28 protein-coding genes and 3 tRNA genes are annotated in these 25,705 nt (G+C 36.8%); 18 read left to right on the top strand and 13 right to left on the bottom strand.

Features of this window, described 5'->3' with window-relative positions:
• Positions 1–89: 89 nt before the first annotated feature.
• From efp to ABXT69_RS07700, 6 genes are read left to right on the top strand one after another with little or no spacing between them, the layout of a single operon-like run.
• Positions 90–650, top strand: coding sequence for an elongation factor P (gene efp, locus ABXT69_RS07725; RefSeq protein ID WP_271537562.1), 561 nt, complete (start codon positions 90–92; stop codon positions 648–650).
• 11 nt (positions 651–661) lie between these two features.
• Positions 662–1,549 (top strand): EF-P lysine aminoacylase EpmA, encoded by an 888-nt coding sequence (gene epmA / locus ABXT69_RS07720; protein ID WP_416677757.1) that lies wholly within the window; start codon positions 662–664, stop codon positions 1,547–1,549.
• A 38-nt stretch (positions 1,550–1,587) separates the two neighbouring features.
• Positions 1,588–2,037, top strand: a complete 450-nt coding sequence (locus ABXT69_RS07715; protein WP_271537564.1) for a YcgN family cysteine cluster protein — start codon at positions 1,588–1,590, stop codon at positions 2,035–2,037.
• Positions 2,038–2,430: a DUF2914 domain-containing protein gene (locus tag ABXT69_RS07710; protein ID WP_416651662.1), complete on the top strand. Its 393-nt coding sequence runs from the start codon at positions 2,038–2,040 to the stop codon at positions 2,428–2,430.
• On the top strand, positions 2,430–3,626 hold the full coding sequence (locus ABXT69_RS07705) for an argininosuccinate synthase (RefSeq protein ID WP_416677756.1): 1,197 nt from the start codon (positions 2,430–2,432) through the stop codon (positions 3,624–3,626). The genes ABXT69_RS07710 and ABXT69_RS07705 overlap by 1 nt, the downstream gene beginning before the upstream one ends.
• Positions 3,626–4,111: a metallophosphoesterase family protein gene (locus tag ABXT69_RS07700; RefSeq protein WP_416677754.1), complete on the top strand. Its 486-nt coding sequence runs from the start codon at positions 3,626–3,628 to the stop codon at positions 4,109–4,111. The genes ABXT69_RS07705 and ABXT69_RS07700 overlap by 1 nt, the downstream gene beginning before the upstream one ends.
• Positions 4,112–4,131: 20 nt before the next feature.
• Here ABXT69_RS07700 and ABXT69_RS07695 read toward each other — a convergent pair whose 3' ends face one another.
• The 6 genes from ABXT69_RS07695 to sat all read right to left on the bottom strand — a co-directional run bounded on the left by ABXT69_RS07695 (position 4,132) and on the right by sat (position 9,625).
• Positions 4,132–4,602, bottom strand: a complete 471-nt coding sequence (locus ABXT69_RS07695; RefSeq protein ID WP_416677753.1) for an FKBP-type peptidyl-prolyl cis-trans isomerase — start codon at positions 4,600–4,602, stop codon at positions 4,132–4,134.
• A 59-nt stretch (positions 4,603–4,661) separates the two neighbouring features.
• The gene (locus ABXT69_RS07690) at positions 4,662–5,012 is read right to left on the bottom strand and encodes a hypothetical protein (RefSeq protein WP_271537958.1); all 351 of its coding nucleotides are present in this window, start codon (positions 5,010–5,012) and stop codon (positions 4,662–4,664) included.
• Between the two features lie 103 nt (positions 5,013–5,115).
• Entirely contained in the window at positions 5,116–6,951 is a 1,836-nt protein-coding gene (gene aprA, locus ABXT69_RS07685; RefSeq protein ID WP_416677751.1) for an adenylyl-sulfate reductase subunit alpha, read from the bottom strand.
• Complete coding sequence (aprB, locus tag ABXT69_RS07680; RefSeq protein WP_416651654.1) at positions 6,951–7,421, bottom strand: adenylyl-sulfate reductase subunit beta; 471 nt, start codon at positions 7,419–7,421, stop codon at positions 6,951–6,953. The genes aprA and aprB overlap by 1 nt, the downstream gene beginning before the upstream one ends.
• Positions 7,422–7,448: 27 nt before the next feature.
• Complete coding sequence (locus tag ABXT69_RS07675) at positions 7,449–8,243, bottom strand: adenylyl-sulfate reductase (RefSeq protein WP_416677750.1); 795 nt, start codon at positions 8,241–8,243, stop codon at positions 7,449–7,451.
• 176 nt (positions 8,244–8,419) lie between these two features.
• Positions 8,420–9,625: a sulfate adenylyltransferase gene (gene sat, locus ABXT69_RS07670; RefSeq protein WP_416677748.1), complete on the bottom strand. Its 1,206-nt coding sequence runs from the start codon at positions 9,623–9,625 to the stop codon at positions 8,420–8,422.
• Positions 9,626–9,851: 226 nt separating this feature from the next.
• Here sat and ABXT69_RS07665 point away from each other — a divergent pair, with 226 nt between their 5' ends.
• From ABXT69_RS07665 to ABXT69_RS07655, 3 genes are all read left to right on the top strand, one after another.
• Positions 9,852–10,526, top strand: coding sequence for an AzlC family ABC transporter permease (locus tag ABXT69_RS07665; RefSeq protein WP_416677746.1), 675 nt, complete (start codon positions 9,852–9,854; stop codon positions 10,524–10,526).
• A complete protein-coding gene (locus tag ABXT69_RS07660; protein ID WP_416677744.1) occupies positions 10,519–10,836 on the top strand; it encodes a branched-chain amino acid transporter permease in 318 nt (105 codons plus the stop codon). The genes ABXT69_RS07665 and ABXT69_RS07660 overlap by 8 nt, the downstream gene beginning before the upstream one ends.
• 105 nt (positions 10,837–10,941) lie before the next feature.
• Positions 10,942–12,675 (top strand): SulP family inorganic anion transporter, encoded by a 1,734-nt coding sequence (locus ABXT69_RS07655; protein ID WP_416677743.1) that lies wholly within the window; start codon positions 10,942–10,944, stop codon positions 12,673–12,675.
• A 49-nt stretch (positions 12,676–12,724) separates the two neighbouring features.
• On the opposite strand, the gene ABXT69_RS07650 is transcribed toward ABXT69_RS07655, so the two are convergent.
• From ABXT69_RS07650 to ABXT69_RS07620, 7 genes are all read right to left on the bottom strand, one after another.
• Positions 12,725–12,798: transfer RNA gene (locus ABXT69_RS07650), tRNA-Cys, on the bottom strand.
• 60 nt (positions 12,799–12,858) lie between these two features.
• Positions 12,859–12,934, bottom strand: a tRNA-Gly gene (locus tag ABXT69_RS07645).
• A gap of 29 nt (positions 12,935–12,963) precedes the next feature.
• Complete coding sequence (gene pgsA, locus ABXT69_RS07640) at positions 12,964–13,545, bottom strand: CDP-diacylglycerol--glycerol-3-phosphate 3-phosphatidyltransferase (RefSeq protein WP_416653558.1); 582 nt, start codon at positions 13,543–13,545, stop codon at positions 12,964–12,966.
• A gap of 56 nt (positions 13,546–13,601) precedes the next feature.
• Positions 13,602–13,678: transfer RNA gene (locus ABXT69_RS07635), tRNA-Arg, on the bottom strand.
• Positions 13,679–13,712: 34 nt separating this feature from the next.
• Entirely contained in the window at positions 13,713–15,041 is a 1,329-nt protein-coding gene (locus ABXT69_RS07630) for a UDP-N-acetylmuramoyl-tripeptide--D-alanyl-D-alanine ligase (protein ID WP_416677741.1), read from the bottom strand.
• Complete coding sequence (locus ABXT69_RS07625) at positions 15,028–16,416, bottom strand: UDP-N-acetylmuramoyl-L-alanyl-D-glutamate--2,6-diaminopimelate ligase (RefSeq protein WP_416677740.1); 1,389 nt, start codon at positions 16,414–16,416, stop codon at positions 15,028–15,030. The genes ABXT69_RS07630 and ABXT69_RS07625 overlap by 14 nt, the downstream gene beginning before the upstream one ends.
• Positions 16,417–16,451: 35 nt before the next feature.
• Positions 16,452–17,294 carry a KpsF/GutQ family sugar-phosphate isomerase gene (locus ABXT69_RS07620; RefSeq protein ID WP_416679585.1) on the bottom strand — a complete coding sequence of 281 codons (843 nt, stop codon included), beginning with the start codon at positions 17,292–17,294 and terminating at the stop codon, positions 16,452–16,454.
• A gap of 322 nt (positions 17,295–17,616) precedes the next feature.
• On the opposite strand from ABXT69_RS07620, the gene ABXT69_RS07615 reads away from it, so the two are divergent.
• From ABXT69_RS07615 to rplC, 9 genes are all read left to right on the top strand, one after another.
• Positions 17,617–18,573 (top strand): heparin lyase I family protein, encoded by a 957-nt coding sequence (locus tag ABXT69_RS07615; RefSeq protein WP_416677739.1) that lies wholly within the window; start codon positions 17,617–17,619, stop codon positions 18,571–18,573.
• Between the two features lie 3 nt (positions 18,574–18,576).
• A complete protein-coding gene (locus ABXT69_RS07610; protein ID WP_416677738.1) occupies positions 18,577–19,575 on the top strand; it encodes a hypothetical protein in 999 nt (332 codons plus the stop codon).
• A 123-nt stretch (positions 19,576–19,698) separates the two neighbouring features.
• Positions 19,699–20,172, top strand: a complete 474-nt coding sequence (locus tag ABXT69_RS07605) for a low molecular weight protein-tyrosine-phosphatase (RefSeq protein WP_416677736.1) — start codon at positions 19,699–19,701, stop codon at positions 20,170–20,172.
• Between the two features lie 100 nt (positions 20,173–20,272).
• Positions 20,273–20,647 (top strand): 30S ribosomal protein S12, encoded by a 375-nt coding sequence (rpsL, locus tag ABXT69_RS07600; RefSeq protein ID WP_271537465.1) that lies wholly within the window; start codon positions 20,273–20,275, stop codon positions 20,645–20,647.
• Positions 20,648–20,667: 20 nt separating this feature from the next.
• Positions 20,668–21,135, top strand: a complete 468-nt coding sequence (rpsG, locus tag ABXT69_RS07595; RefSeq protein ID WP_271537464.1) for a 30S ribosomal protein S7 — start codon at positions 20,668–20,670, stop codon at positions 21,133–21,135.
• Positions 21,136–21,150: 15 nt separating this feature from the next.
• Positions 21,151–23,253, top strand: a complete 2,103-nt coding sequence (gene fusA / locus ABXT69_RS07590; RefSeq protein WP_416651636.1) for an elongation factor G — start codon at positions 21,151–21,153, stop codon at positions 23,251–23,253.
• Between the two features lie 13 nt (positions 23,254–23,266).
• On the top strand, positions 23,267–24,457 hold the full coding sequence (gene tuf / locus ABXT69_RS07585) for an elongation factor Tu (RefSeq protein ID WP_416677538.1): 1,191 nt from the start codon (positions 23,267–23,269) through the stop codon (positions 24,455–24,457).
• Positions 24,458–24,536: 79 nt separating this feature from the next.
• On the top strand, positions 24,537–24,848 hold the full coding sequence (gene rpsJ, locus ABXT69_RS07580) for a 30S ribosomal protein S10 (protein WP_271537458.1): 312 nt from the start codon (positions 24,537–24,539) through the stop codon (positions 24,846–24,848).
• Positions 24,849–24,870: 22 nt separating this feature from the next.
• Positions 24,871–25,686, top strand: a complete 816-nt coding sequence (gene rplC / locus ABXT69_RS07575; protein ID WP_416677734.1) for a 50S ribosomal protein L3 — start codon at positions 24,871–24,873, stop codon at positions 25,684–25,686.
• The last annotated feature ends 19 nt before the right edge of the window (positions 25,687–25,705 follow it).

Genomic DNA, 25,705 nt, shown 5'->3' with positions numbered 1-25,705 from the left:
AAATTATGAATATATTTCTTTTATAACTTATTAAAATATTCATTTATAAATTTATGCCTTTTCCCTTAAAACTTTAGGATTAAAACAATATGAATTACAGTACTAGCCAGTTTAAAAACGGTTTGAAATTAATTCTCGATGGTAATCCATGTTCAATTGTCAATAATGAAATTGTAAAGCCTGGAAAAGGACAGGCCTTTAATCGAGTTAAATTTAAAGATCTTATTACAGGTAAAACTCTTGAGAAGACATATAAATCAGGTGAGTCACTTGAGGGCGCCGATGTTATGGAGTTAGAAATGCAGTACCTTTATAGTGATGGTGAAAAATGGCATTTTATGGAGCCTGAATCCTTTGAGCAATATGACTTAAGTGAAGAGTCAATGGGAAGTGCTGTAGACTATTTGGTGGAGCAAGATATTTGTACTGTGACCTTGTGGAATAATAATCCAATTACAGTCGTTCCTCCAATTCAAGTTATATTAGAAGTGATCGATACAGACCCTGGTCTTAAAGGAGATACAGCTGGAACTGGTGGTAAACCAGCAACCTTAAATACTGGTGTGGTCGTTCAGGTTCCTTTGTTTGTTGGTATTGGAGATAAGGTCAAAGTTGATACTAGAACAAATGAGTATTCAGGTCGCGCCTAATATAGGCTGACATGTCCAAAGTAAAGAAAAATCTAGTTCATTATCAAGATTTAATCATAAAAATTAGGGAATTTTTTTATTCTCGTAAGGTCACTGAAGTAAAAACTCCTTCCCTTTTGTTGTCTCCTTCAACCGATGTCTATATTGATAGCATTGAAGTGAAAGTTAATCGTAATATCTCTAGGCCAATTGATCTATATTTACATACATCTCCTGAGTTAGAAATGAAGCGACTTTTATCCAAAGGAAGCGGAGATATATTTCAAATTTGCCAAGTATATAGAGATAATGAATATGGGAGTAATAACTCTAACGAATTTACAATGCTGGAGTTCTACCGTATTGATTTCGATATGCATTCTTTGGTTGACGAAATTATAGATTTACTAAAAATGCTTGGGAAGACTGATGCTGCAATTAAAATATCATACGCACAAGCTTTTTTTGAGTATGGCAATATAGATATATTAAATACTGATCTAGAAGACCTAAAGAAAATTGCAAATTCATTAGGTTTAAATTCAGATTATGACTGGATTGAGGATCTTCAAACCCTTCTTTTTGTGCATCTCATTGAGCCAAAGATAAGTCAAATCCCTATTTGCTTTATTTATGATTACCCTAAAGAGCAGTCAGCACTTGCAAAAATTGATGGCCCTATCGCCCATCGCTTTGAATTGTATATAAATGGTGTTGAAATTGCTAATGGTTATGAAGAAATACAATCTGCTGATGAATATCGAGATCGATTTAATAACGAGTTATATAAAAGAAAAATGATTGAAAAGAAAAAGTTATTAGTTGATGAGGAGTTTTTGAGAGATATAAAAGTTGGCCTTCCACATTGTTCTGGCGTAGCTATTGGAATTGAAAGATTATTTTCTTCAATAAGTTTATAATTATTGTATCGACTAGCAATGGTAATTTATAAAAAACTTTGGAAAATTTAGATAAACCTTTCTGGAAAAATAAAACTTTATCTCAGATGAGTTCTAAGGAGTGGGAGTCACTCTGTGATGGCTGTGGAAGATGCTGCTTACATAAGCTGGAAGATGAGGATTCTGGAAAGATCTACTTTACAGATGTCGCCTGTCATTATTTAGATGAAGAGGAGTGCTCTTGTCCACACTACGACAACCGTCAGAAATATGTTCCAGACTGCTTAAGTATTAAGCCAGATTGGGGAAAAAAGTTTAATTGGCTTCCAAGTACATGTGCATATCGACTGCTATACGAAGGGAAAGAGTTACCTATGTGGCACCCACTAATAAGTGGGGATAAGAATAGTGTTCATTTGGCAGGTATTTCAGTAAGAGGAAGAACGTATAGAGATAATGAAGTTTCAAAAGATCTTTTATTTGAACATATTATAAATTGGGTGGATTAAATGAAAAAATTAACCGTATTAATGCTCAGTGTATTTTTATTTTCTAATGTATTTGCAAATGAATGGCCACATCAAAATATTTCTAATGCAGAATTTGCGACAGAGATTGTAGACAGAGAGCCCTTTAATATTGTTGGAGAGCTTGACAATTCTTTGGGTAAAATCTACTTTTTTACAAACATTCGTAATCTTCAAGGTACAAGTGTTAAGCATCGCTGGATATATAATAATAAAGTGATGGCCGATGTTATTTTTGATATTAAAGGTCCTCGTTGGAGGGTTTGGTCATCAAAAAATCTTTGGCATACCTGGACAGGAAAATGGATAGTCGAAGTCGTTACTTCTGAAAATGAAGTGCTTTATAAAAAAGAATTTAACTACATAGAAAAATAATGAATAAAGTCGTATTAGCATACTCGGGTGGATTAGATACTAGCATTATTGCTAAATGGTTACAGGAAACATATGATTGTGAAGTAGTAACCTTTACAGCAGATATTGGTCAGGGTGAAGAAGTTGAACCAGCTCGTCTTAAAGCTAAAGCCATGGGGATAAAGGAAATTTATATCGAAGATTTACGTGAAGAGTTTGCACGTGATTTTGTTTTTCCAATGTTTCGAGCAAATGCTATTTATGAAGGGGAGTATCTTTTAGGCACGTCTATTGCACGACCTTTAATCTCTAAGCGGCTGGTTGAAATTGCCAAAGAAGTTGGTGCAGATGCAATCTCTCATGGAGCAACAGGAAAAGGCAATGATCAAGTAAGGTTTGAACTAAGTGCATATGCTATGAATGCAGAAATTAAAATTATTGCACCTTGGCGTGAATGGGATCTATCTTCACGTGAGAGCTTAATGAAATATGCTGAAGAGCATAATATTGAAGTAGACTATAAAAAGCAATCAAAGAAATCACCATACTCAATGGACGCTAACCTACTTCATATTTCTTATGAGGGTGACTTGCTTGAGGATCCATGGCAGGAAGCAGAGGATGAAATGTGGCGCTGGACAGTCTCCCCTGAAGAGGCTCCAGATCGCGCTGAATATATTGAGTTAACTTATGAAAAAGGCGACATCATTGCTATAAATGGTGAATCAATGTCGCCAGCTCAAGTCATGGAAGAACTCAACAAACTAGGTGGTATGCATGGGATTGGTAGGCTTGATATTGTAGAGAATCGTTTTGTAGGCATGAAATCTCGTGGATGTTATGAAACACCCGCTGGTACGATTATGTTAAGAGCTCATCGTGCTATCGAATCACTTACTTTAGACAGAGAAGCTGCTCATCTTAAAGATGAGTTAATGCCAAAGTACGCCAAGCTTATTTATAATGGTTTTTGGTTTGCACCAGAGCGTGAAATGCTGCAAGCAGCAATTGATGCCTCGCAAGAAAATGTTAGTGGAATAGTTAGGCTGAAACTATATAAAGGTAATACCTCAGTAGTTGGTCGTAAATCAGATAATAGCTTATTTAGTGAAAAAATTGCAACCTTTGAAGATGACGGAGGTGCATACAATCAGAAAGATGCTGAGGGCTTCATCAAACTTAATGCGCTTCGATTGAGACTAAAGTCACTCCAATAGTGATAAAAATTGGCATCCTGTCAGATACTCATGGAACAATTCATCCAGGAGTAATAGACCTTATGAATGATTGTGACTTTGTCATTCATGCAGGGGATATCATAGAGGAAAGTTCTTTGTCTGCATTAAACCCAAAGCAAAAAATGATTGCTGTAAAGGGTAATAATGATCAGCATATATCTGCTTTTGGTGAGGTTGAGTTAGTAGAGTTTCCTGGAGGCAGTATAGCAATAGAGCATGGCCATTTACATGGACATGTTAAGCCAAGTCATGATTCTTTGAGGGCTACTTACCCAGATTCAAGGGTCATCATATATGGGCATACTCATAAACAAGTTATTGATAATCAGCAAACACCCTGGGTTATAAACCCAGGCTCTGCTGGAAAAATCCGAAATTATGGGGCTGCGAGATGTCTAACGCTGACTATTGAAAGTCAAAAAGAATGGAATATTGAGCAACACATCTATGATGATATTTTTTAAAAAATTAACTATATTTATATTTAATCTAACTTTCCACCCTCAATGATTTCATCAGCAGTTGCTTCTCGAATTGATAAAATTTCTACATAAAAAATAATATCTTTGCCCGCAAGAGGGTGATTGCCATCAATTGTGAGCTTCCCATCTTCAATACTTGAAACTATGAAATCTTTAGTACCACCTTTGTCATTTTGCATAGTAACACATGCTCCAATAAATCTATATTCCATTGGAACATTATTGATATCATCTGTAAAAATTAGTTCATCAGCCTTTTTTCCAAAGGCATCTTGTGCTTTCAGTAAAATCTCTACTTCATCACCAACACATTTACCTTCAAGCTCTTTGGTTACCTGATTAAACAATAATGAATTATCTCCCTGAACATACCCTAATGGCTCTTCGACCTGCTCTATAACTTCACCATTAGATTGATCTATGATTCTGTAAGTCAGTTCAACAAATTTGTTTATGGAGATTGTTTCGCTCATATTTCTAATAGTGTAATAGATTGAGTATTCAGATTCGAATTCAATAATTTAAAGAAGTATTAAAAAATAGTTGCACCAAATATTTTGACTTCAGAGTCCTGAATACCCAGAACAAGTCGACCTAAAAATTCTCCAGGAACCTCATCACTAGTTTGCTTATATAGAATTGAAACATGATCACCTCTTCTAAGGCAGCCTAAGAACTCTCTTTCAACAGATAAGCTTGATAACATTTTATTTTTTGTCCACTGCTTTCCCATTTCAATCTCATTTGCGCCCATCAACATTTCTTTTGAAAAGTGTTTAATAAAGCCTAGGTAATCTCGTTTATTTGATGATGCAACTAACTCATCCATCAATGGATCTGCAATTTCAAGTATTTCTTCGTTAGTTTTTTCAAGAAGATTCATTTAGTTCACCTAGTAGTTTTTAAGTTTGGATTGTATGATAATCTAATAGCATTATTATTGGGGTCTCAAATTGAGACCCCAGTTCTAGATACTTTAAATCTGATTAATCAACTATATGATAAAGGGGCGCTTTTTCCATAGTCCATTTAGCAGTTTTTGGATCACGTCTAGAAACAGTTAGGCAATGCCAGTTCTCATCATCTAATTTCATGTGATCGCCTCTATAGTAATAACCTGGCCAGCGTGTTTCTTCACGAAACAATGTATGCTGTGCAACACATTCTGAAGTAATTGTACGATGTTTTAATTCCCATCCACGCATAAGTTGATGAAGATCTTCAGCGCCTATATGTTCAAGATCTTCTTGCAATATTTCTAAGAGCTCAATACATTTAGTAAGTAGGTTTCCATTCGTCATATAGTTAACTCCAATACCACCACAATATTCATCCATAATTTTCTCAAGGCGTTGGAGCCCTTGAATAGGCAATATATAACTTGGCGACACTGTACCAGCAGTAATTTCATTACGACCTACTGTATAGTTTTCTAATGGCTTATAAATAATCTCTTTCAGGTCATCACACTGCTTATTACTAACTTGAATCTTATCATCCCCCATATCTTGGATATATTTAACGGCTGCTTTTGCAGCTATCCTTCCTTCAGTAAACGAGCCTGAAGAAAATTTATGGGCAGTTCCACCAACAGTATCACCAGCACCAAAGAGGCCTTCAACAGTTAGCATTCGGTTGTATCCCCAGAAATACTCAGGTGGGGAAATATCTTCAGGCCCACTGACCCATGCGCCAGAACAAGTAGCATGAGAGCCCATTACGTAGGGTTCAGATGTAGTTAGTTCAGGATTAGTATATTTAGGATCAATATTTTGAGAGGCCCAGACAACTGCTTGACCGACAGTCATTCCTAGGAAGTTTTCCCATCCAATTACTTCTAGATGCGGGTCTTGAAAGGCTTCCATGGTGACCATGTGAATTGGTCCTCTACCAGCTTTAACTTCTTCTATAAACGCATGGTTTCGTAAACATGTCGGTGTCGGCGTGTGATCAATATATTCACCAACCATAGCTTTAGTATGTTCATACCATTTAGATTCGTACTCTTCACCATAAGTATTTTGAGTATATGTTTTGAGGTGGAGAAAATATGCACCAACTGGCCCATAACCATCTTTAAATCGCGTTAATACAATTCGGTTTTCCATTTGTGTCATCTTAGCGCCCACCTGAATTGGAAGCGCATAGGCTGAACCACTACTCCATGGAGCATACCAAGTCCTTCCCATTCCTTCACCTACTGAACGAGGCTTAAAGATATGAGAGGCCCCACCTGCTCCTACAATTACTGCTTTGGCACGGAAAACATGATAATCACCAGTACGGCAATTAAAGCCAACTGCTCCACCAACTCTATTTTCCTTAGCCTCATCCATTAAAAGATGCGTAATCATAATTCGGTTATAAATTTTGTCAACTGACTTGCGAGCCGCTTCTGCAACGATAGGTTTGTAGCTTTCACCATGAATCATTATTTGCCATTTACCTTCGCGTTGGTAACGACCAGTCTCTTCATTTCTCATAATGGGTAGGCCCCATTCTTCAAATTTGTGAACGGCTGAGTCAACATGTCGAGCCATATCAAAAGCAAGGTCCTCACGAACTAATCCCATCAAGTCATTACGTGCATATCGAACATGGTCTTCAGGTTGGTTTTCATCCCACTGCATACCCATATAGCAGTTGATCGCATAAAGGCCTTGAGCTACTGCACCACTTCGATCAATGTTTGCCTTTTCAGCACATATAATTCTCATATCACGGCCCCAATATCTAGCCTCATAAGAAGCACCAGTTCCAGCCATACCACCACCAACAACTAATATATCGCAGTCTTCCCAAACAGTTTTTCTTTTAGCCATTAGTAATAAACTCCCTCTTTTAGCTTATCTTTATTTATTACGGGTAATCCAGTTTCAATGTTAAGAGCATCTGGCTCAAAACATAAAAGTTGTGAATCAAGTGCTGCTTGATCAGGAACTTCTAAGTCCGCAAGTTTTGGAATTTTTTCACCCCATGGTTGCGTAGTAATTGGAGAAACAAAGTTTTTCTCACGACCATCTCTAAATTTAATTTTCCAAGAGATAGTTCCTTTTTCTTCTTCACGAAGAACTCTTACGCTATGGCCCATTGGAGCAAAGTCAGCATAACCTCTTACATCAATTGCATTTTGAGGGCATGCTTTAACACACGAGTAACACTCCCAGCAAAAGTTTGGCTCAATATTGACTGCACGTCGAATAGTCTTGTCAATGTGCATAATGTCAGATGGACAGATATCTACACAGTGTCCACAGCCATCGCATCTAGTCATGTATACAAAAGTTGGCATAATATTTTCTCCGAAAATTAGTTATTATTAGTAATGTCTTGGCGCTTCGCGCTCAATTCCAAGGCCAAATTTCTTTGGCATATCAGCAGGTTCTGGAAGGTTCTCTCTTGAACCGTCAGCTTTAGTAACTCGTTTTTGAAAAGCTGCAGCAGGCTTATAAAACATGTGGGCAAATTTTGACCATAAGACACCACCAAATAGAACAGTGCTAGCCCCAATGAATAGCCCAAAAAATAGAGTTTGCCAGATATTAATTCCATTGGACTGCATGTAAGACCATAGGAGCGCAAAAGTAGACATAGCTAGAAGCGATAGAACAAATAAGTCTGCCCTAATTACTCTGTACCACTTATTACCTTCAGCCGCAACATCAACTCTTATAAAGAACCAAAACCAATAACCACCAACACAAAGCATAGCTGCACCTAAATGCCATGCTAATGGCCAAATTGAAGGAGTCATTGTGTTAGGAGTTGAGTAAGAAAAAATCATTACAACTGTCGCAACGACAAAAATGATAAATCCATACATTGTCAGAAGGTGAGCCAATCTTCTTCTAGTGCTGCAAAATTCTGACGAGGTTAAGATTTCATTAGTTGCAGTTTTAAAAGCAATAGAAACTTTTTCTCCAGAGCCTACATTTCTAGTTGCAGATTTTTTTGCTTTAACTGAGTTGTTGAAGAAATATTTAGCACTCTTTTTATGAACCACATCAAAAAGCGTGGCACCTATAACAAGAACAAACATTACAATTACATAAGTTTGCATTACAAAAGATGGAATAAATGCTGAAATTTCAGAAAATGGGTTAATAGATATCATATTATATTTTTCCTTTTTTTTGTTGTATTATGGAGGCCCTTATCCATAATAAATTCACTATATTTCCGAGCATGAGATTGTAGAATATTTGCGCATTTGTAATTCAATTTTTATAGAACCAGAAAACTCATAACTAATAGACCAGGATTGTTGATTAAATTTAATTTCATCTTCATCTATTTAGCAGAATGCCCTTTAAGTTCAACTTTTACTTTGTCACTTTCTTTAATTTTAGAATAGTACTTACGAAGAATTTTAACAACTTCAGGTCTTGAAAAATTATCAGGAACTTCTAGGTTTTCACTAAGAAGATGTCTTAATTTAGAGCCTGAAAGCATTAGTCTGTCTTCCTGATCATGTGGGCAAGTTTTCATGCTTGACATTCCAGCACATTTTTCACACCAAAATGTCCAATCAATCTTTAAGGGCTTAGTAGCCAGACCATTGTCAATTTCATCAAAAATATTGTGAGCATCAAATGGTCCATAATAATTTCCAACACCCGCATGATCGCGTCCTACTATAAGATGAGAGCACCCATAATTCTGTCTGAATAGCGCATGAAGTAATGCCTCCCTTGGACCAGCGTATCTCATGTCCAATGGGTATCCCGATTGGAGAACAGTGTTATCTACAAAGTAATTTTCAATTAATGCTGAAATAGATTTGGAGCGAACATCAGCAGGAATGTCACCTGGCTTTAGTTCTCCTAAAGTTGAATGAATCATTACTCCATCGCATATCTCTATAGCAATTTTAGCTAAATACTCATGCGAGCGATGCATAGGGTTACGAGTTTGAAATGCAGCTATAGTAGACCATTCTTTTTTTACAAAGTATGCGCGTGTTTCAGAAGGTGTCATGTAAAGGTCACCATATTGATTTGGAAATCCTCCATCTGATAAAACTTTTACAGCTCCAGCAAGATTGTATTTACCTTGGGCCATAACTAAGGCAACACCAGGATGTTTTATGTCGCTAGTCTTGAATACTTCGTTGCACTCTAGCTCTTTGTCAATTAAGTATTTTTCAGAAATAAGCATTGTAGCGATAACTGCATTATTTTTTTCGTACACAATAGCAACTTCTTGACCAACTTTTAAATCTTCATTATCAGTAGAAAGTGTTATTGGGATAGGCCAAAAAGTTCCATTGTCCAATGCCATATTTTTACACACACTTAACCAGTCAGCTTCTCCCATGAAACCTTCAAGAGGAGTAAAACCACCAATACCAAGCATGATCAAATCACCAAACTCTCTTGATGAACAAAACAATTTATCCATTGAATCTGTTTTTTTCAGCTCTGAATTTAATGCATCTCCTTCTAAAGCGAGGATTTTGAGTTCATTACTTGCGTGGGGTGGTACTAATTGAAACATAAATTAATTATTTTTTTAAATAGTTTTAATAGATTTTTAGAGCTCATATATATGAGTTATCAATATGTTATTATAGGTTTAATTGTTTAAATATGTCAATTAAAACTTGACCTACTTGGCAATCATTTGTTAGTATAAAAAGTATACATGAATTAATATATATCTTTTATTTTTTTCTTTTTAATTACACACTTCAATCGCTTTTTAAATTATTAAAATTGTGCCAATGATTCGTTCTGCATTAACAATATCGCTACCAATTCTATTTGGTTTTGTACCTTTAGGGATTGCCTTTGGTCTTCTGTTCCAGGAGCTCGGTTACCCATGGTATTTCGCATCCTTGATGGCCATCTTTGTGTATGCTGGAGCTGCTCAGTTTATGGCAATTGGGCTTCTCTCTTCTGGAATAGGTTTATTAGAAATTGCAATTTCAACATTTTTCTTAAACTCAAGACATATGTTCTATGGCCTAGCTTTTCTTGAAAGTTTTGGTAATTGGAATCTTAGAAAGTTATATTTAATATTTGGTTTAACGGATGAGACTTATGCGCTCATGACCACAATTAAGGTTCCTAAAAACTTTACTAAGGAGCGGTATTATTTCTTCATAACTTTATTTGCCCAATTATATTGGGTGCTGGGATGTACTATTGGCGCCTTAACAGCAAATGCTTTGTCATTCAATACGAATGGAATGGAGTTTGCAGCGACTGCTTTGTTTGTGGTGTTACTAATTGAGCAGTGGGTGAAGGTGAAGAGGTTGCTGCCGTTTTTCATCGCATTCATCGCATCTACTATTGCTTTATTATTTTTTATAAAACATATGCTTTTGGTTGCCATTATTCTTTCAATCGCATCAATAGTCTTATTGCGATTAATCAAAATACAGTCCAATGAATGAAATAAATTATCTTCTAGCTGCTATGCTCGTGATGACAGTGGCAACTTATATTACAAGGCTGACGCCATTTTTACTTTTTAGTAAAGGCCAAGAGAGCTCTTTGTTTAATTACATTTCTAAAAGTACACCACCAATGGTGATGACAATACTTGTGATTTATATGCTAAAGGATGTTGAGTACTTAACATTTGAAATTGTCTATACATTTATTGCATTGTTAGTAACTGCCGGACTTCATATTTATAAAAGAAATGCTCTGTTAAGTATTGTTAGCGGAACGATTATTTATATGATCTTTGTTCAAACTTAGTACAACTTTATATTATTAAATATTACCTGAGATCTTTGAGTACATATGAATTACTATATAATCTGACACCCATTAATAAACGACTCATTTTAAACTTATAATTTTATGTTTCAATTAGCCAAAATTTTCCCTTTTATAGCATGGTTTAGACTGACCACTATAGAGACAATTAAGGCTGATTTTTTTGCAGGATTGACAGGTGCTATTATTGTCCTTCCTCAAAGTGTTGCCTTTGCAACAATTGCAGGAATGCCTCCAGAATATGGCCTTTATACAGCGATGGTTATTCCTATAGTTGCTGCACTTTTTGGCTCGTCTTTCCATTTAGTTTCTGGCCCAACCACAGCTATTTCAATTGTTGTTTTTGCAGCAGTCAGTAAGTACGCTGAACCTGGCAGCGCAGAATTTGTATCGCTAGCTTTGACGCTGACTTTTTTGGCGGGAGTGTACCAACTAGTTTTTGGACTTGCTAAATTTGGTATGTTGGTAAATTTTGTTTCTCATAATGTTGTCATCGGTTTTACAGCTGGCGCAGCGCTATTGATTGCAAGCAGTCAAATCCCCTATATTGTAGGTATTGATATCCCCAGAGGCGAGGATTTTCTTAACACTTGGTTTGATATTTATACGGGAGTTGGGGAATTTAATATCTATCTTTTGATTGTTGGTCTTGGGACTTTAGTAACTGCGATAGTTGTTAAAATTTTAAAACCAAAATTTCCTAATTTATTAATTGGTATGCTAGTTGGTGGGCTACTGGCTTTTTACTTGGGCGGCTTTACTGACAGCATAAAAACTGTCGGAGCAATGCCGGCTTACTTTCCTCCGTTATCAACGCCTGACTTTTCGTTAAACTCATTAAAGGCACTTGCACCAGAGGCATTTGCAATTGCACTTTTAGGTCTTATTGAGGCTTCATCAATTGGAAGGTCGATTGCTACTAAATCAAATCAAAGGATTAATGCGAATCAGGAGTTTATTGGTCAGGGAACATCAAATATTGTAGGAAGCTTTTTCTCAAGTTATGCATCTTCTGGATCTTTTACAAGGTCAGGTGTTAATTTTGAATCTGGAGCAAGAACCCCTTTATCTGCAATTCTTGCAGCACTTTTTCTAATGGCAATTGTATTTTTAGTTGCACCACTAATTTCGTATTTACCTCTTGCAGCAATGGCAGGAGTTATCCTTCTTGTTGCATATAACCTCATAGATTTTAAAAATATTAAAAAAACGTTTACGTACAGCAAATCAGAGAGCGTTATCTTTACGGCAACTTTTCTAGCAACTCTATTATTTGAGCTAGAGTTTGCGATATATCTTGGAGTGCTATTATCATTAATGCTTTTTATTGCCAAGACATCAACTCCAGATGTTCATACGCTAGCATTTGGGACTCCACCAGGCGAAGGCGATAGAAGGTTGCAAAGCATTAGAAAGGCGCCTTTAGTGCAATGCCCACAGCTCAAGATAATTCGTATTGATATGTCAATATATTTTGGATCAATAAACCATATTCAAAAACAAATAAGTCAGATTGTTGATAATCAGAGAATTTATCACATTTTGATTGTTGCAAGCGGCGTTAACTTTATTGATCTAGCTGGAATAGAGGCGCTTCTAATTGAAAATAAACGTTTAAAAGCTCAGAATGGTAGTTTATATTTTGTTGCTGTGAAATCTACAGCCTTTGAGTTTATGGAAAAAGTAAATTTTGTTAATGAGATTGGCAGAGATAACTTTTTTGATTCAAAAGCAGAGGCCATTAATGTTTTATATGACCGGCTTGATAAGAGTAAATGCGAAAAGTGCCAAGCACTAGTTTTTAAAGAATGCAATTAATAGATTTTTCCAATAAAAAAGCTCGACTTCATCGAGCTTTTTTTTTGATTGGAGGCTGGGACCGGAGTCGAACCGGTCTATAAGGCTTTGCAGGCCCCTGCATAACCGCTTTGCTACCCAGCCAATTAAGGTTAAATTTAAAAAAAAGCCTTGTTATCAAGACCAACACAAACAGTTAGAATATGGAGCGGGAAACGAGATTCGAACTCGCGACATTCACGTTGGCAACGTGATGCTCTACCAGCTGAGCTATTCCCGCACAAGGTTGGAAATTATAGTGTTTTTTTTCTAACTGTCAAATGTTTTTAGCCCTGCAATTAGATATTTTATACCTGACCAGAGTGTCAGAATTGTTGCAGCAAAGAGGAGGACACGGCCCATTATATTTATCTCATTAAATGAAAAAACGAATAGAGGCTGATGAATTAAAAGAAATAGTATTGCAATCATTTGGACAAATGTTTTTGATTTCCCTATCCATGACACAGCAACATTAGCTCTTTTACCAACTTCACTCATCCATTCTCTCAGCGCAGAAACAAGAATTTCTCTCGAGATTATGATTATTGATGGAATTGTGATATACCACGTGTGATAGTAATCTATTAGAAGAATAAGTGCTGTACAAACCATCAGCTTATCTGCAACTGGATCAAGAAATGCCCCAAGCGCAGTTTCTTGGTTGAGTCTTCTGGCTAAGAACCCATCTATAAAGTCAGTCGCACTGATAACTATATAAATTGCAATAATAGAATTATTAATCCAGCTAAGTGGCTCTCCATCGAGATAGTTTGGCTGTAAATAAAACAAACCAATAAAGATAGGAATCAAAAAGATTCTTGATAGGGTAATTAAATTAGGAAGAGTCATCATAAGGCTAATTCTATCAAAGACTCGAAGTGTTTAGAGCAAACTTATTTAAATGTTGGTGCGCTCGGCAGGATTTGAACCTGCAACCGCTCGGTTCGTAGCCGAGTACTCTATCCAGTTGAGCCACGAGCGCAGCAGCGTAATTATCGCCATGTTTCATGTAAAGGTCAAGGAGAGTTTGAGGTATTTATTAAATTATCAACCAATTTATTAAGCTCCATCATTCTTGAACCTTTTATTAAAATTGTAGCGCCTTTATGATGGCTCTTTATCTCATTAAATATTGATTCAATATTCTCAAAATGACTACCTTTATAGTATTGAGCCTCTTGACCAATTGTTAGAAGATTATCAATATTTTGTTCACGCGCATAATCTCCAATTTGTTGATGAAGTTTTTTTGAATCTTTACCAAGCTCCGCCATCGATCCCAGAACTAAAACTTTCTTTTCAGGAAATTGTTTAAGTGAGTCAATTGCAGCTTTCATTGACTGTGGATTTGCATTATAACTATCATCAAGTATAGTGAAATTTTGAAGTTTAATTAATTCTAGTCGCCCTTTTTCAGATGCTGAATTCTCAAGACCTTTTTTTATCATCTGAGGGCTAACCCCAAGCTTAAGGGCACAAGCTGAGGCTGCTAATGCATTGTCTATTTGATGCAAGCCAATCATAGAAAGAGTTATATTTACAGAGCTAAGATTAAAGTAAAGATTAAAGTTTATAGCGGAATTAGTGTGCTTAACATCACTGGCATATATGTCACTTTCATTACCAAAAAAAGTAAGAGCTTTAGTGTTAGACATTTTTTCCCAGATATTGATATGAGGTGAGGATTTATTAACGATTGCAATACCATCTTCAGATAAAGATTCGAGAATCTCACCTTTTGCTTTTACTAAGTTTTTTTCACTGCCAAACTCACCAAGGTGCGCATTATTCGCATTTGTAATGATTGCAATATCTGGCTGAGCCAACTTGCACAATAGCTCAATTTCATTTACATGATTTGCGCCCATTTCAATAATGCAGAATTGGTGATTTTTTTCAAGCTCTAAAAGTGTTTTAGGAACGCCTAAGTGATTATTAAGATTACCTTTAGTTGAAAGTGTTGGACCGTGTAGGGACAAGATTGAGTGAAGCATGTTTTTTGTTGAGGTTTTTCCATTACTTCCAGTAATTGCAATTACAATTGGCGAGTGAGATTGACGATGCCAAGCGGCTAATTTTTGGTATGCTATTTCTGAATTATTAACTTCAATAGTAGGTAAATTTGAGTTAACTTTTTTATGAGTAATAGCTGCACTAGCGCCTAAATCTTCTGCTTGTTCAATAAAGTTATGACCATCAAAATTTTCACCCTCAAGCGCAATAAAAAGCTTTCCAGAAATTTGACCTCGAGTGTCAGTACAAATGCCCTGAAAGTTGATCGCTTTATCTGAGCTTGATTTACCACTAATAATTTTGCTTATTTTATCGGTGTCAGATGAAAGCATCTAATGCGACCTCAACATCACTGAACTGAAAAATTTGATCACCAATAGTTTGTGTTGTTTCATGACCCTTGCCTGCAATAAGTAATACCTCATCTTCCCCTAAGGTTTTTACTGCCGTTTCTATTGCATGTTTTCGATCTAAAATTACCTGAACATCATTCTCTACTTTAATTCCACCAAGTATATCTTCAATAATTTTTTCTGGACTTTCGCTTCTTGGATTATCGTTTGTAAGAATTATGCTGTCAGCATTTTCACTTGCGATTTTCCCCATTAACTGCCTCTTGGTTTTATCCCTATCTCCGCCGCACCCAAAAAGCACTCTGATTTTAAATTCAGGATAGTGCGTCCTAAGAGATGCAAGGGCATTATCAAGTGCATCTGGTGTGTGTGCATAGTCTATCCAAATATGGCTGTTTTCAAGTTGCTGCATTCTTCCAGGCGGTGGAGAAAGTTTTGCAAGAAAAGGAATAATTTGATCGTCACTATATCCCAAACATTTAACACTAGTGAACGCTGCAAGAGCATTTGAAAGATTAAACTCCCCTATTAAGGGTAACTCAAAGACGTAATTATTGAGCTGACAAATAAAACCATTCCCACTGGTTTTAAAGAATTCTAAATCATCGATTCCAAAGGTAAGTGGATCTTTATCCGAGGCAGTATCTAAAAAATATTGATGATTTTCATCATCCCTATTAATAATTGCTTTTTTTGAAAAACCATTCGTAAATAATTTACCTTTGGCCTCTTTATAATTTCCCATTGTTTCATGATAATCAAGATGATCTTGCGTCAGGTTGGTGAAGATGCCCTGAACAAATGAAAGCCCTTCAAGTCGATCTTGCATGAGCGCATGCGAAGATGCCTCAATAATGGCTAATTTAATTCCCTGGCTGCTGTATTCATCAAGTGAGCAGTAAATTGAGAAGATGTCTGGTGTTGTGTTTATACTTTTCTTTTCAACCTTGCTGATTCCAAGAGTCCCGATAACGCCACTATTAACTTCTAAGAAGTCTAGTAGCTGTGAAATGTAATGACTGACAGAGGTCTTACCATTTGTACCCGTGACTGCAATGAGATCAACATCCTTTGCTTTGGTATAGAAATTTTGAGCAAGCCCAGAAAGGTGAGGCTTGAGGTTATCAATTCTGATGATTGGGACGCCACAATCAACATCTCTTCCCTCAATTAAAACCCCTATGCAGCCATTTTCAATTGCACTGTCGATATACTCAGCCCCATGATTTTTCTCACCTTGAAGGGCAATAAACAAATCACCCTTAGTAAGTGTTTTCGTATTGAGTGACAGACCAGAAACATCAAATGCTTCAGTAGTTTCAGCGATATTGGATAAAAGGATTTTAATGTCCATTATTATTAAAACCTATAAAGGTAATGGTCAACTTACTAAAATAATTTTGCTTGAATCAAGGTATGCATGTTGATTGCGCCAACTATATTATTACTTGAGTCAACAACTGGCAGTGAGTTTAAGCTGTATTTTTCCATCAACTGCATTGCGATTAATGCAGGCTCTTGTGGTTCAATGGACTTGCAATCTTTAGTCATGACATCTTGAATAGTTAATTTCTGAAAATCTATATTAGACTCTAAAGCCCTTCTTAAGTCACCATCAGTAAATATTCCCACAAGCTTTTCATTTTCAGCAATGAGGACCATCCCAAGTGCCTTTTCACTCATCACTAAAAGGCTATCAATAAGCAGCATCTCTTTAGTGACCTTTGGTATATCTTCCCCTGATTTCATAATACTAGAGACAAGCGTTAGTAGTCTCCTGCCTAGCGAGCCTGAAGGATGAGACATGGCAAAATCATCTGATGTGAAATTATTTAAGGACATAAGCGAGACAGCAATTGCATCACCCATAACCAAGGTTGCGGTAGTGCTGGAGGTTGGCGCTAAATTGTTAGGGCATGCTTCATTATCGACACTTATATCTAAATGAAAATCACTTGATGAGGCGATCAAAGAATTAGCATTTCCTGTCATGCTGATAATAGGCACATTCATTCTTTTGATTCCTGGGAGTAATGAGATAATCTCATCTGATTCTCCGGAATAGGAAATCATGATAACCACATCATCATGACTAATCATCCCAAGGTCGCCATGACCAGCCTCAGCTGGATGTAAATAGAAAGCAGGTGTCCCTGTTGATGCCAGGGTGGAAGAGATTTTTTTGGCAATATGGCCTGATTTACCCATCCCAATTAGAACCACTTTTCCCATACAGTTTTTAAGGATTTGGCAAACCTCATCAAAATTTTGATCAATTCTGTCCTTAAGTTTTAAAACAGAATCAGCTTCAGTTTGAATGACGTCTTTAGCAATATCGATTATTGATTTACCCACAGGCATAGTAGAATTGGTCTTTGTTGTGTATTGATAGATTATAAATATTATTTAACAAGTATGGGTTATATAATTATTTCTTAATAATAAAACTGATGTGAACACTTGTTTAATGAATATTTATTTTGAGGTTATTTACTTTTGCCAAAGATTATTTTTTAAAGATAAATAAGGGTTCAAAGTGAATTATAATATTTACATGAAAAAAGTTTTTCTAGTTCTAGCCTTAACCCTTTTCTCAATCCAAGCATATGCCGGGTCTTGCCCAGATGGGAGTGATCCAGTCAGGAGTATCTCTGCAGACGGAACATACTTTGTTTTTAACTGTGATAAAAATAATAACGAACAAAAATCGTCGCCAAGTAATAGTCTAATTACAGAGATTAATCCTGTAAATCATTCAGGTTGGAAACAGCTTTCCAATACAATGGCCGGACTGAGTAGTCATAACTTTCAGTATTTAAATGATTCACCAAAATCAAGAAGAGGAAATCAGTATCAACGTTTTGAGCTCCGTGATGGTGACTGTGGTTCATATACAGACTGGGACGATTGTGCGAATGACAGACAAAGAGTTGAATTTACCGCATCCCCTCTTCCTCCAGTCGGTAAACAATGTATGGCTTTTAGTATTATGTTAGATGATAGTTTTGTCACTATGGATTCTTCACCAACAGCCCTAGGGCAAATTCAGCAAAAAGGAGGTCCAAAAGGATTTATGGAAGGTTTCAAATCACAACCAGGAGTGCTTATGTTTCATGCGCAAGAGGGATATTATGATTTTGATTGGCTTTATCTGCATGGCTCTAGAACTGACATAAAACAAACAGATTTAAAATTTCGACTTCTTTCACTGGATGAGATGAAAGGCAAGTGGACAGATATTTCATTCTGTCTAGACTTTGCAAAAAACAATATGTCCCTATGGGTTAATGGAAAGATAAAATTTAATATCAACCAGCCTCCAACTGGACTTCATTTGCCAGAATCTATATTTTTTAAATACGGCATCTATCAAAGTTTTGTTACTAAATATAAGCAAAAATATAATCTAGATACACCAATACAAATTGTTTATTATGACGAAATAAGAAGAGGTTCATCCGTTGAAGAGGTTGACTTTAATATTAATCCTAACCTAAAGGCAATTGATTAGCCTATGAAGTTAATATCTCATATTAATAAGCTACTCATCCTATTGTTGCTATCTATTGGACTAGGTAACCCCTCAGTAGCAGCTCTTTTTGATGACTGGACAGATAATCAGCTTTGTGAATGGATGGACCAACCTTCTCCTCCTGAAATTATTGAAAGTCTAGTTTCAAAAAGGTTAATTAGTTGCTCTAAAGGAGTTGCAAAGCAACGGGGGGAGGTATCAAATGTTTTGGATGGCTCTTATTCATTTACATTGAGCCGATTTAATCCGTCTGAAGGTCATAAAGATATTGGTAAAGGTGTATTAGAAATACTAGATGGAAAGATTAGTGTTGCAAAAAAACCTCGATGGCTCGATACAAGTTCAACAAAATATTATAATACTTTCAAGGGTTATATTGATACAAAAGGAAATATCATTGCCTCATTTGAAGTTAATGCTCTTCAGGGTAAGGGTAGTCCTAGACTTGTAGGATTCTCAGGAAGTATGGATGAGCTTCAAATAAAAGGAAAGTTTGATGATTATTTTGACATGATTATCAAGATTAAGCCTCTAAAGGCTCTAAAGCCTATCGAGCCTGCCAAGAAAGTTGGCGAGGCAGCTAATTCATTTGATGGATCTTATGCTTTCTTGCTTTCCAACGAATCAGATAAAGGCATTCAAAATATCGGCAGCGCACAATTCATAATTAAAGATGGGAAGATTAGTGTTGCAAGAAAATATCGATACCTCGATACGAGTGCAATCAGCACTTATGATACTTTTGAAGGTGTAATTGATAAAGAAGGAAACATAAATGTCTCATTTGAGTTCAACCCAATTAGGCATATGGTTGAGCCTAAGACTATTAAGTTCTCAGGAAGTATGGATTCTCTTCAATTGAGAGGAGGATTTGATGAAATAAAGTCTTGGGATAATAATACTAAAGCGTATGTCCTTGATGAAAATTTTTATCCATCCTTTTATGATGTAATTATCGACTTCAAAAAAGAAAAGTATTAATCTTAAATTAAGGGAGATCTCTCTTAACTTTAACCTTGCAAATCAAATTTGAACTAAGCACAAATTGAAATATAATCTCGGGATGGGAAAACTTTTACCATTTGTATTATCTGAGCTATTTCAGTGGAATTAAAAAATAAAGTTCTGTTTGTTTGTATGGGTAATATTTGTCGCTCTCCAACTGCTGAGGGCGCTTTTCGATCAATTGTTGTAAAAAATAGTAAATCTCAACATTTTGAAATAGATTCCGCTGGGACTCACGCATACCATATAGGTAATTCACCTGATCAAAGGTCTCAACAAGCCGCTATCAAACATGGCGTTGATTTGTCAAGCCAGAGAGCGAGGCACGTTCATGAGAGTGACTTTTATTATTATGACTACATTATTGCCATGGATTCTGACAACTTAGAAAGATTGAAGTCAATCCAACCTTCAGAAAGTCATTCAAAGATTGAATTAATATTAAATTATTCCAAAGAAAATTATGGTGCTAGTGTTCCTGACCCCTATTATGAGGGAAAGTTTGATGAGGTCTTTGAGATGCTTTACTCAGCTTGCACATCATTTTTTGAAAGTATAGTAAAAAAAGACTAATATTCATTGACATTCTAGTCAGCACCAAAGTATAATTGCCCGCTTTATTAACCCCGCTATGTGGGCGAAAAATTAAATATACATTGGAGTATAAACCTTTATGTCAACGATTAACCAATTGGTAAGAAAGCCAAGAAGTAAGAAGATTGTTAAAACTGGTGTCCCAGCGCTGGACAGCTGCCCGCAAAAACGTGGAGTATGCACTCGAGTTTATACAACAACACCAAAGAAACCTAACTCTGCTTTAAGAAAAGTTGCTCGCGTTAGATTAACTAATTCTGCTGAAGTTACAACTTATATTGGTGGTGAAGGACATAACTTACAAGAACACTCGGTGATTCTTATTCGTGGTGGTCGTGTTAAAGATTTACCTGGTGTACGTTACCACACTGTTCGTGGAGCATTAGATACAACTGGTGTAGATGGAAGAATGCAAGGCAGATCAAAATACGGTACAAAAAAACCAAAAACATAATTTATTAAGAGAAGACTAATATGAGAAGAAGAGCCGCCCCAAAAAGATTAATATTGCCAGATCCTAAGTATCATGATCTTGTGCTAGCTAAGTTTGTAAATATTTTAATGCTAGATGGTAAAAAATCAGTTGCTGAAAAGATTGTCTATGATGCACTAGATACAATTGAATCTAAAGGAAATGCGGAGCCAGTTGAAACATTTAAAAAAGCTCTTGAAAATATTGGTCCAGCAGTTGAAATCAAATCTCGCCGTGTTGGTGGTTCTACATATCAGGTTCCAGTAGAAGTAAGATCAGATCGTAAAGTTGCTTTGGCGATGCGTTGGATTATCGAAGCATCAAGAAAGCGTGGTGAAAAAGGAATGAAGCTTAGGTTGGCAGGCGAAGTGCTAGATGCAGTTCAAAACCGTGGTACTGCATTTAAGAAAAAAGAAGACACTCATAGAATGGCGGATGCTAATAAAGCATTTGCTCATTTCCGCTGGTAATTTAAGGACTCAATCATGGCAAGAATTACTCCAATTAATCGTTATCGTAACGTTGGTATCATGGCACATATTGATGCTGGAAAGACTACGACTACTGAACGCATACTTCTTTATACAGGACGTACTCACAAAATTGGTGAAGTCCATGATGGAAGTGCAACAATGGACTGGATGGAGCAAGAGCAGGAGCGAGGTATTACAATTACTTCAGCTGCAACTACTTGTTTCTGGAAAGGAATGGATGGTCAGTTTGAAGATCACCGAATTAATATTATTGATACTCCAGGCCACGTTGATTTCACGATTGAAGTTGAAAGGTCACTAAAAGTATTAGACGGCGCTTGCGCCGTTTTTTGTGCTGTTGGCGGTGTAGAACCACAATCTGAAACAGTTTGGAGACAAGCAAATAAATATAACGTTCCTAGAATTGGCTTTGTTAACAAGATGGACCGAGCAGGCGCGGATTTTTTACGTGTATGCGACCAAATTAAAACAAGATTAGGTGCTAACCCTGTTCCGATGCAAATTGCTATTGGTGCAGAAGATGCCTTTGAAGGCGTAGTTGATCTTATCCGTATGAAAGCCATTTATTGGAATGAAGAAGACCAAGGCGCAACATATGAAGTGAAAGATATCCCTGCTAATTTGCAAGATCTTGCAGATGAGAAACGTGAATTCATGATGGAATCTGCAGCAGAGGCTAACGAAGTACTTATGGAGAAGTACCTTGATGACGGTGAATTGAATCCTGATGAAATTAAAGAAGGTATCCGTCTTCAAACCATTGCAAATCAAATTATTCCAATGTTCTGTGGTACAGCGTTTAAAAATAAAGGTGTCCAGGCTGTTCTAGACGCTATGGTAATGTATATGCCTTCTCCAGAAGAAGTGGATGCTATTACTGGAATATTAGATGATGCTGCTGAATCAGAAGGAGTAAGGCCTCCTAAAGATGATGAGCCTTTTGCAGCTCTAGCTTTTAAAATTGCGACAGATCCTTTTGTTGGTAACCTAACTTTCTTTAGGGTTTATTCTGGTGTTTTGAAGTCAGGTGATTTTGTATATAACTCATCTAAAGGCAAGAAAGAGCGTATCGGCCGAATTGTGCAAATGCACTCTAATGATCGTGAAGAAATTAAAGAGGTAAGAGCTGGAGATATTGCTGCAGCTATTGGCCTAAAAGATGTTACGACTGGTGACACCCTATGTGACATGAAAGATAAAATTATTCTTGAAAGAATGGAATTCCCTGAGCCAGTAATTGCTGTTGCAGTTGAGCCTAAAACTAAAGTTGACCAAGAAAAAATGGGTATTGCTTTAGGAAAGCTAGCTAATGAAGACCCTTCTTTTAGAGTTTCTACAGATGAAGAGTCTGGGCAAACAATTATTGCAGGTATGGGCGAGCTTCACTTAGATATTATTGTTGATCGTATGATGCGTGAATTTGATGTTGGGTGTAATGTTGGCGCCCCTCAAGTAGCGTACCGTGAAACAATTACTAAGCTTGTTGAGCACGAACATAAATTTGCAAAACAATCTGGTGGTCGTGGTCAGTATGGCCATGTTTATCTAAGAATAGAGCCACAAGAACCTGGTGCCGGCTATGAATTCGTTGATGAAATTAAAGGCGGTGTTATTCCTAAGGAATATGTACCAGCAGTTAATAAAGGTGTTCAAGAGCAAATGCAAAACGGCGTTATTGCTGGATTCCCATTAGTTGATGTTAAAGTTACTGTCTATGATGGCTCTTACCATGATGTCGATTCTAACGAAATGGCGTTTAAAATTGCAGCCTCTATGTGTGTTAGAGAAGGCGTTAAACTTGCTAATCCACAATTACTAGAGCCAATGATGAAAGTTGAAGTATCAACACCTGAGGATTATATGGGTGATGTTATGGGTGATTTAAATCGAAGAAGAGGTATTGTAAGTGCTATGGACGATACTCCAGCTGGTAAGCAAATCAAGGCTGAGGTTCCTTTAGCTGAAATGTTTGGATATGCAACGGATCTTCGTTCGATGTCTCAAGGGCGTGCAAATTACTCTATGGAGTTTGCTAAATATACTGCTGCTCCAAGGAATGTTGCTGAAGATGTTATTGAAAAATTAAATACTTAATAGGGGATTAGAAATGGCAAAAGAGAAATTTGAAAGAACCAAACCACACGTAAATGTGGGAACAATTGGTCACGTTGACCATGGAAAAACTACTTTAACTGCAGCCCTTACTAAGGTTATGGCTGAGATGAACGGTGGTGAATTTAAGGATTATGCAAATATTGATAATGCTCCTGAAGAAAGAGAGCGTGGTATCACGATCTCAACAGCGCACGTAGAGTATGAGTCAGCGGCTCGTCACTATGCTCACGTTGATTGCCCAGGACACGCCGACTACGTTAAGAACATGATTACAGGTGCTGCTCAAATGGACGGCGCTATTATTGTAATTGCTGCAACTGATGGACCAATGGCTCAAACGCGTGAGCACATTCTATTGTCTCGTCAAGTGGGTGTTCCTTACATCGTTGTTTACATGAACAAAGCCGATATGGTTGATGATGAAGAATTAGTAGAGCTTGTTGAAATGGAAATCCGTGAACTTTTGACAGAATACGAATTCCCAGGTGATGACACTCCAGTGATTTTTGGTTCAGCTTTGAAAGCATTAGAAGGTGACACATCAGATATTGGTGTTCCTTCAATTATGAAGTTAGTTGAAGCATTAGATACATACATCCCAACTCCAGAGCGTGATACAGATAAGACATTCCTAATGCCAATTGAGGACGTGTTCTCAATCTCAGGTCGTGGAACGGTTGTAACAGGTCGTATCGAGCGTGGTGTTGTTAATGTTGGTGATGAAATTGAAATCGTTGGTATTAAAGACACGCAGTTGACTACTTGTACAGGTGTTGAAATGTTTAGAAAATTGCTTGACTCAGGTGAAGCAGGGGATAACGTTGGTGTTCTTCTACGTGGTACGAAGCGTGAAGATGTTGAGCGTGGTCAAGTACTTGCTAAAAAAGGTACGATTAACCCGCACACTAAGTTTGAAGCAGAGATATATGTTTTAAGTAAAGAAGAAGGTGGACGTCATACTCCATTCTTTAACAATTATCGTCCTCAGTTCTACTTCAGAACAACAGACGTTACTGGTGCATGCGAACTGCCAAAAGGCGTTGAAATGGTTATGCCAGGTGACAATGTGAAGATGTCAATTGAGTTACTAGCTCCGATTGCAATGGAAGAAGGATTAAGATTTGCAATTAGAGAGGGTGGACGCACAGTAGGTGCTGGAGTCGTCTCGAAAATTACGAGTTGATTAGTTTAATAAGGGCCGTCGATATCTTGTATAATCGACGGTTTTTTCGTATCACAAGTTAGATAAGGTAAATAGGCAAATGAGCAATCAAAATATTAGAATTAAATTAAAGGCATTTGATCATCGATTAATCGACAAATCTGCCGTAGAGATTGTAGAAACAGCGAAACGAACTGGTGCAAGTGTAAGGGGTCCAATCCCTTTGCCTACCAAGACAGAGCGTTTTACTGTGTTGTCTTCTCCGCATGTTAATAAAGATGCTAGAGATCAGTACCAACTTAAAACTTATGTTAGGTTGATGGACGTAATTAGTCCAACAGATAAAACAGTAGACGCATTGATGAAATTGGATCTTGCTGCTGGTGTTGATGTAAAAATCCAACTTAACTAATAGAATAGAAAGGATTAATAAAATGGCAATTGCATTAGTAGGAAAAAAATTAGGAATGACACGTTTGATGGCTGATGATGGTTCAGCGTCTTCTGTTAGTGTCATTAAGATAGAGCCTAACCGAGTAGTGCAGAGTAAGTCTGTTGATACAGATGGTTATAATGCTGTTCAAGTTACAACTGGAAAAAAGACTAATAAAAAAGGCGATGCAAAAATCCGTCGCGTATCTAGTTCATTAAAAGGTCATTACGCAAAAGCTTCTCAAGAAATTGGCCTTGGACTTTGGGAAATGAGAGTTAGTGAAAATGAAGTTTCTGATATGCCTAACCTTGATGTTTCATTTTTTGGTGCTGGGCATTATGTAAATGTTACAGGTAAATCGAAAGGTAAAGGATTTCAGGGTGGTGTAAAGCGTCATAACTTTAGTATGCAAGATGCAACTCATGGAAACTCAGTTTCTCACCGTGCGATTGGTTCAACAGGACAATGTCAGGATCCAGGTCGCGTATTCAAAGGTAAAAAAATGGCCGGTCAAATGGGTAATGCTCAAGTGACAGAAGAGTGTTTGGAAATCCTAAGGGTTGATAATGAGCGTAATCTATTATTAGTTAAAGGCGCAATTCCAGGCTCTAAGAATGGTTTTGTAAGGGTATTTTTGTCAGATAAAAAGAACAAAATTAATTCTGAAATAAGTAAGCAGCTATCTGAACAACAAGTTGCTCCAGTTGAAGAAGTTGAAGAAGCAGTTGTTGAGGCATCAGTGGAAGCAGTAGTTGAGACTCCTATTGTCGAAGATGTTGCAACAGATAAAGAACAAGATAAAGAAACTGAAGCTTAATAAATAGTTATTTAAAGGT

The organism is Candidatus Pseudothioglobus sp. Uisw_016 (genome assembly GCF_048087635.1).
GTDB lineage: Bacteria > Pseudomonadota > Gammaproteobacteria > PS1 > Pseudothioglobaceae > Pseudothioglobus.
The sequence above is the reverse complement of the archived record's forward strand: the minus strand, read 5'-3'. Positions and strand labels throughout refer to the sequence as shown.

What these genes read in the sequence shown, in the direction of transcription:
- ABXT69_RS07710 (WP_416651662.1), top strand. Translation starts at nt 2,038, where the DNA reads ATGAAAAAATTAACCGTATTAATGCTCAGTGTATTTTTATTTTCTAAT.
- ABXT69_RS07690 (WP_271537958.1), bottom strand. Translation starts at nt 5,012, where the DNA reads ATGAATCTTCTTGAAAAAACTAACGAAGAAATACTTGAAATTGCAGAT.
- ABXT69_RS07675 (WP_416677750.1), bottom strand. Translation starts at nt 8,243, where the DNA reads ATGATATCTATTAACCCATTTTCTGAAATTTCAGCATTTATTCCATCT.
- rpsG (WP_271537464.1), top strand. Translation starts at nt 20,668, where the DNA reads ATGAGAAGAAGAGCCGCCCCAAAAAGATTAATATTGCCAGATCCTAAG.
- efp (WP_271537562.1), top strand. Translation starts at nt 90, where the DNA reads ATGAATTACAGTACTAGCCAGTTTAAAAACGGTTTGAAATTAATTCTC.
- ABXT69_RS07705 (WP_416677756.1), top strand. Translation starts at nt 2,430, where the DNA reads ATGAATAAAGTCGTATTAGCATACTCGGGTGGATTAGATACTAGCATT.
- ABXT69_RS07620 (WP_416679585.1), bottom strand. Translation starts at nt 17,294, where the DNA reads ATGGGAAAAGTGGTTCTAATTGGGATGGGTAAATCAGGCCATATTGCC.
- tuf (WP_416677538.1), top strand. Translation starts at nt 23,267, where the DNA reads ATGGCAAAAGAGAAATTTGAAAGAACCAAACCACACGTAAATGTGGGA.
- ABXT69_RS07610 (WP_416677738.1), top strand. Translation starts at nt 18,577, where the DNA reads ATGAAGTTAATATCTCATATTAATAAGCTACTCATCCTATTGTTGCTA.
- rpsL (WP_271537465.1), top strand. Translation starts at nt 20,273, where the DNA reads ATGTCAACGATTAACCAATTGGTAAGAAAGCCAAGAAGTAAGAAGATT.
- pgsA (WP_416653558.1), bottom strand. Translation starts at nt 13,545, where the DNA reads ATGACTCTTCCTAATTTAATTACCCTATCAAGAATCTTTTTGATTCCT.
- aprA (WP_416677751.1), bottom strand. Translation starts at nt 6,951, where the DNA reads ATGGCTAAAAGAAAAACTGTTTGGGAAGACTGCGATATATTAGTTGTT.
- sat (WP_416677748.1), bottom strand. Translation starts at nt 9,625, where the DNA reads ATGTTTCAATTAGTACCACCCCACGCAAGTAATGAACTCAAAATCCTC.
- rplC (WP_416677734.1), top strand. Translation starts at nt 24,871, where the DNA reads ATGGCAATTGCATTAGTAGGAAAAAAATTAGGAATGACACGTTTGATG.
- ABXT69_RS07660 (WP_416677744.1), top strand. Translation starts at nt 10,519, where the DNA reads ATGAATGAAATAAATTATCTTCTAGCTGCTATGCTCGTGATGACAGTG.
- ABXT69_RS07655 (WP_416677743.1), top strand. Translation starts at nt 10,942, where the DNA reads ATGTTTCAATTAGCCAAAATTTTCCCTTTTATAGCATGGTTTAGACTG.
- epmA (WP_416677757.1), top strand. Translation starts at nt 662, where the DNA reads ATGTCCAAAGTAAAGAAAAATCTAGTTCATTATCAAGATTTAATCATA.
- ABXT69_RS07615 (WP_416677739.1), top strand. Translation starts at nt 17,617, where the DNA reads ATGAAAAAAGTTTTTCTAGTTCTAGCCTTAACCCTTTTCTCAATCCAA.
- fusA (WP_416651636.1), top strand. Translation starts at nt 21,151, where the DNA reads ATGGCAAGAATTACTCCAATTAATCGTTATCGTAACGTTGGTATCATG.
- ABXT69_RS07695 (WP_416677753.1), bottom strand. Translation starts at nt 4,602, where the DNA reads ATGAGCGAAACAATCTCCATAAACAAATTTGTTGAACTGACTTACAGA.
- ABXT69_RS07630 (WP_416677741.1), bottom strand. Translation starts at nt 15,041, where the DNA reads ATGCTTTCATCTGACACCGATAAAATAAGCAAAATTATTAGTGGTAAA.
- aprB (WP_416651654.1), bottom strand. Translation starts at nt 7,421, where the DNA reads ATGCCAACTTTTGTATACATGACTAGATGCGATGGCTGTGGACACTGT.
- ABXT69_RS07665 (WP_416677746.1), top strand. Translation starts at nt 9,852, where the DNA reads ATGATTCGTTCTGCATTAACAATATCGCTACCAATTCTATTTGGTTTT.
- ABXT69_RS07625 (WP_416677740.1), bottom strand. Translation starts at nt 16,416, where the DNA reads ATGGACATTAAAATCCTTTTATCCAATATCGCTGAAACTACTGAAGCA.
- rpsJ (WP_271537458.1), top strand. Translation starts at nt 24,537, where the DNA reads ATGAGCAATCAAAATATTAGAATTAAATTAAAGGCATTTGATCATCGA.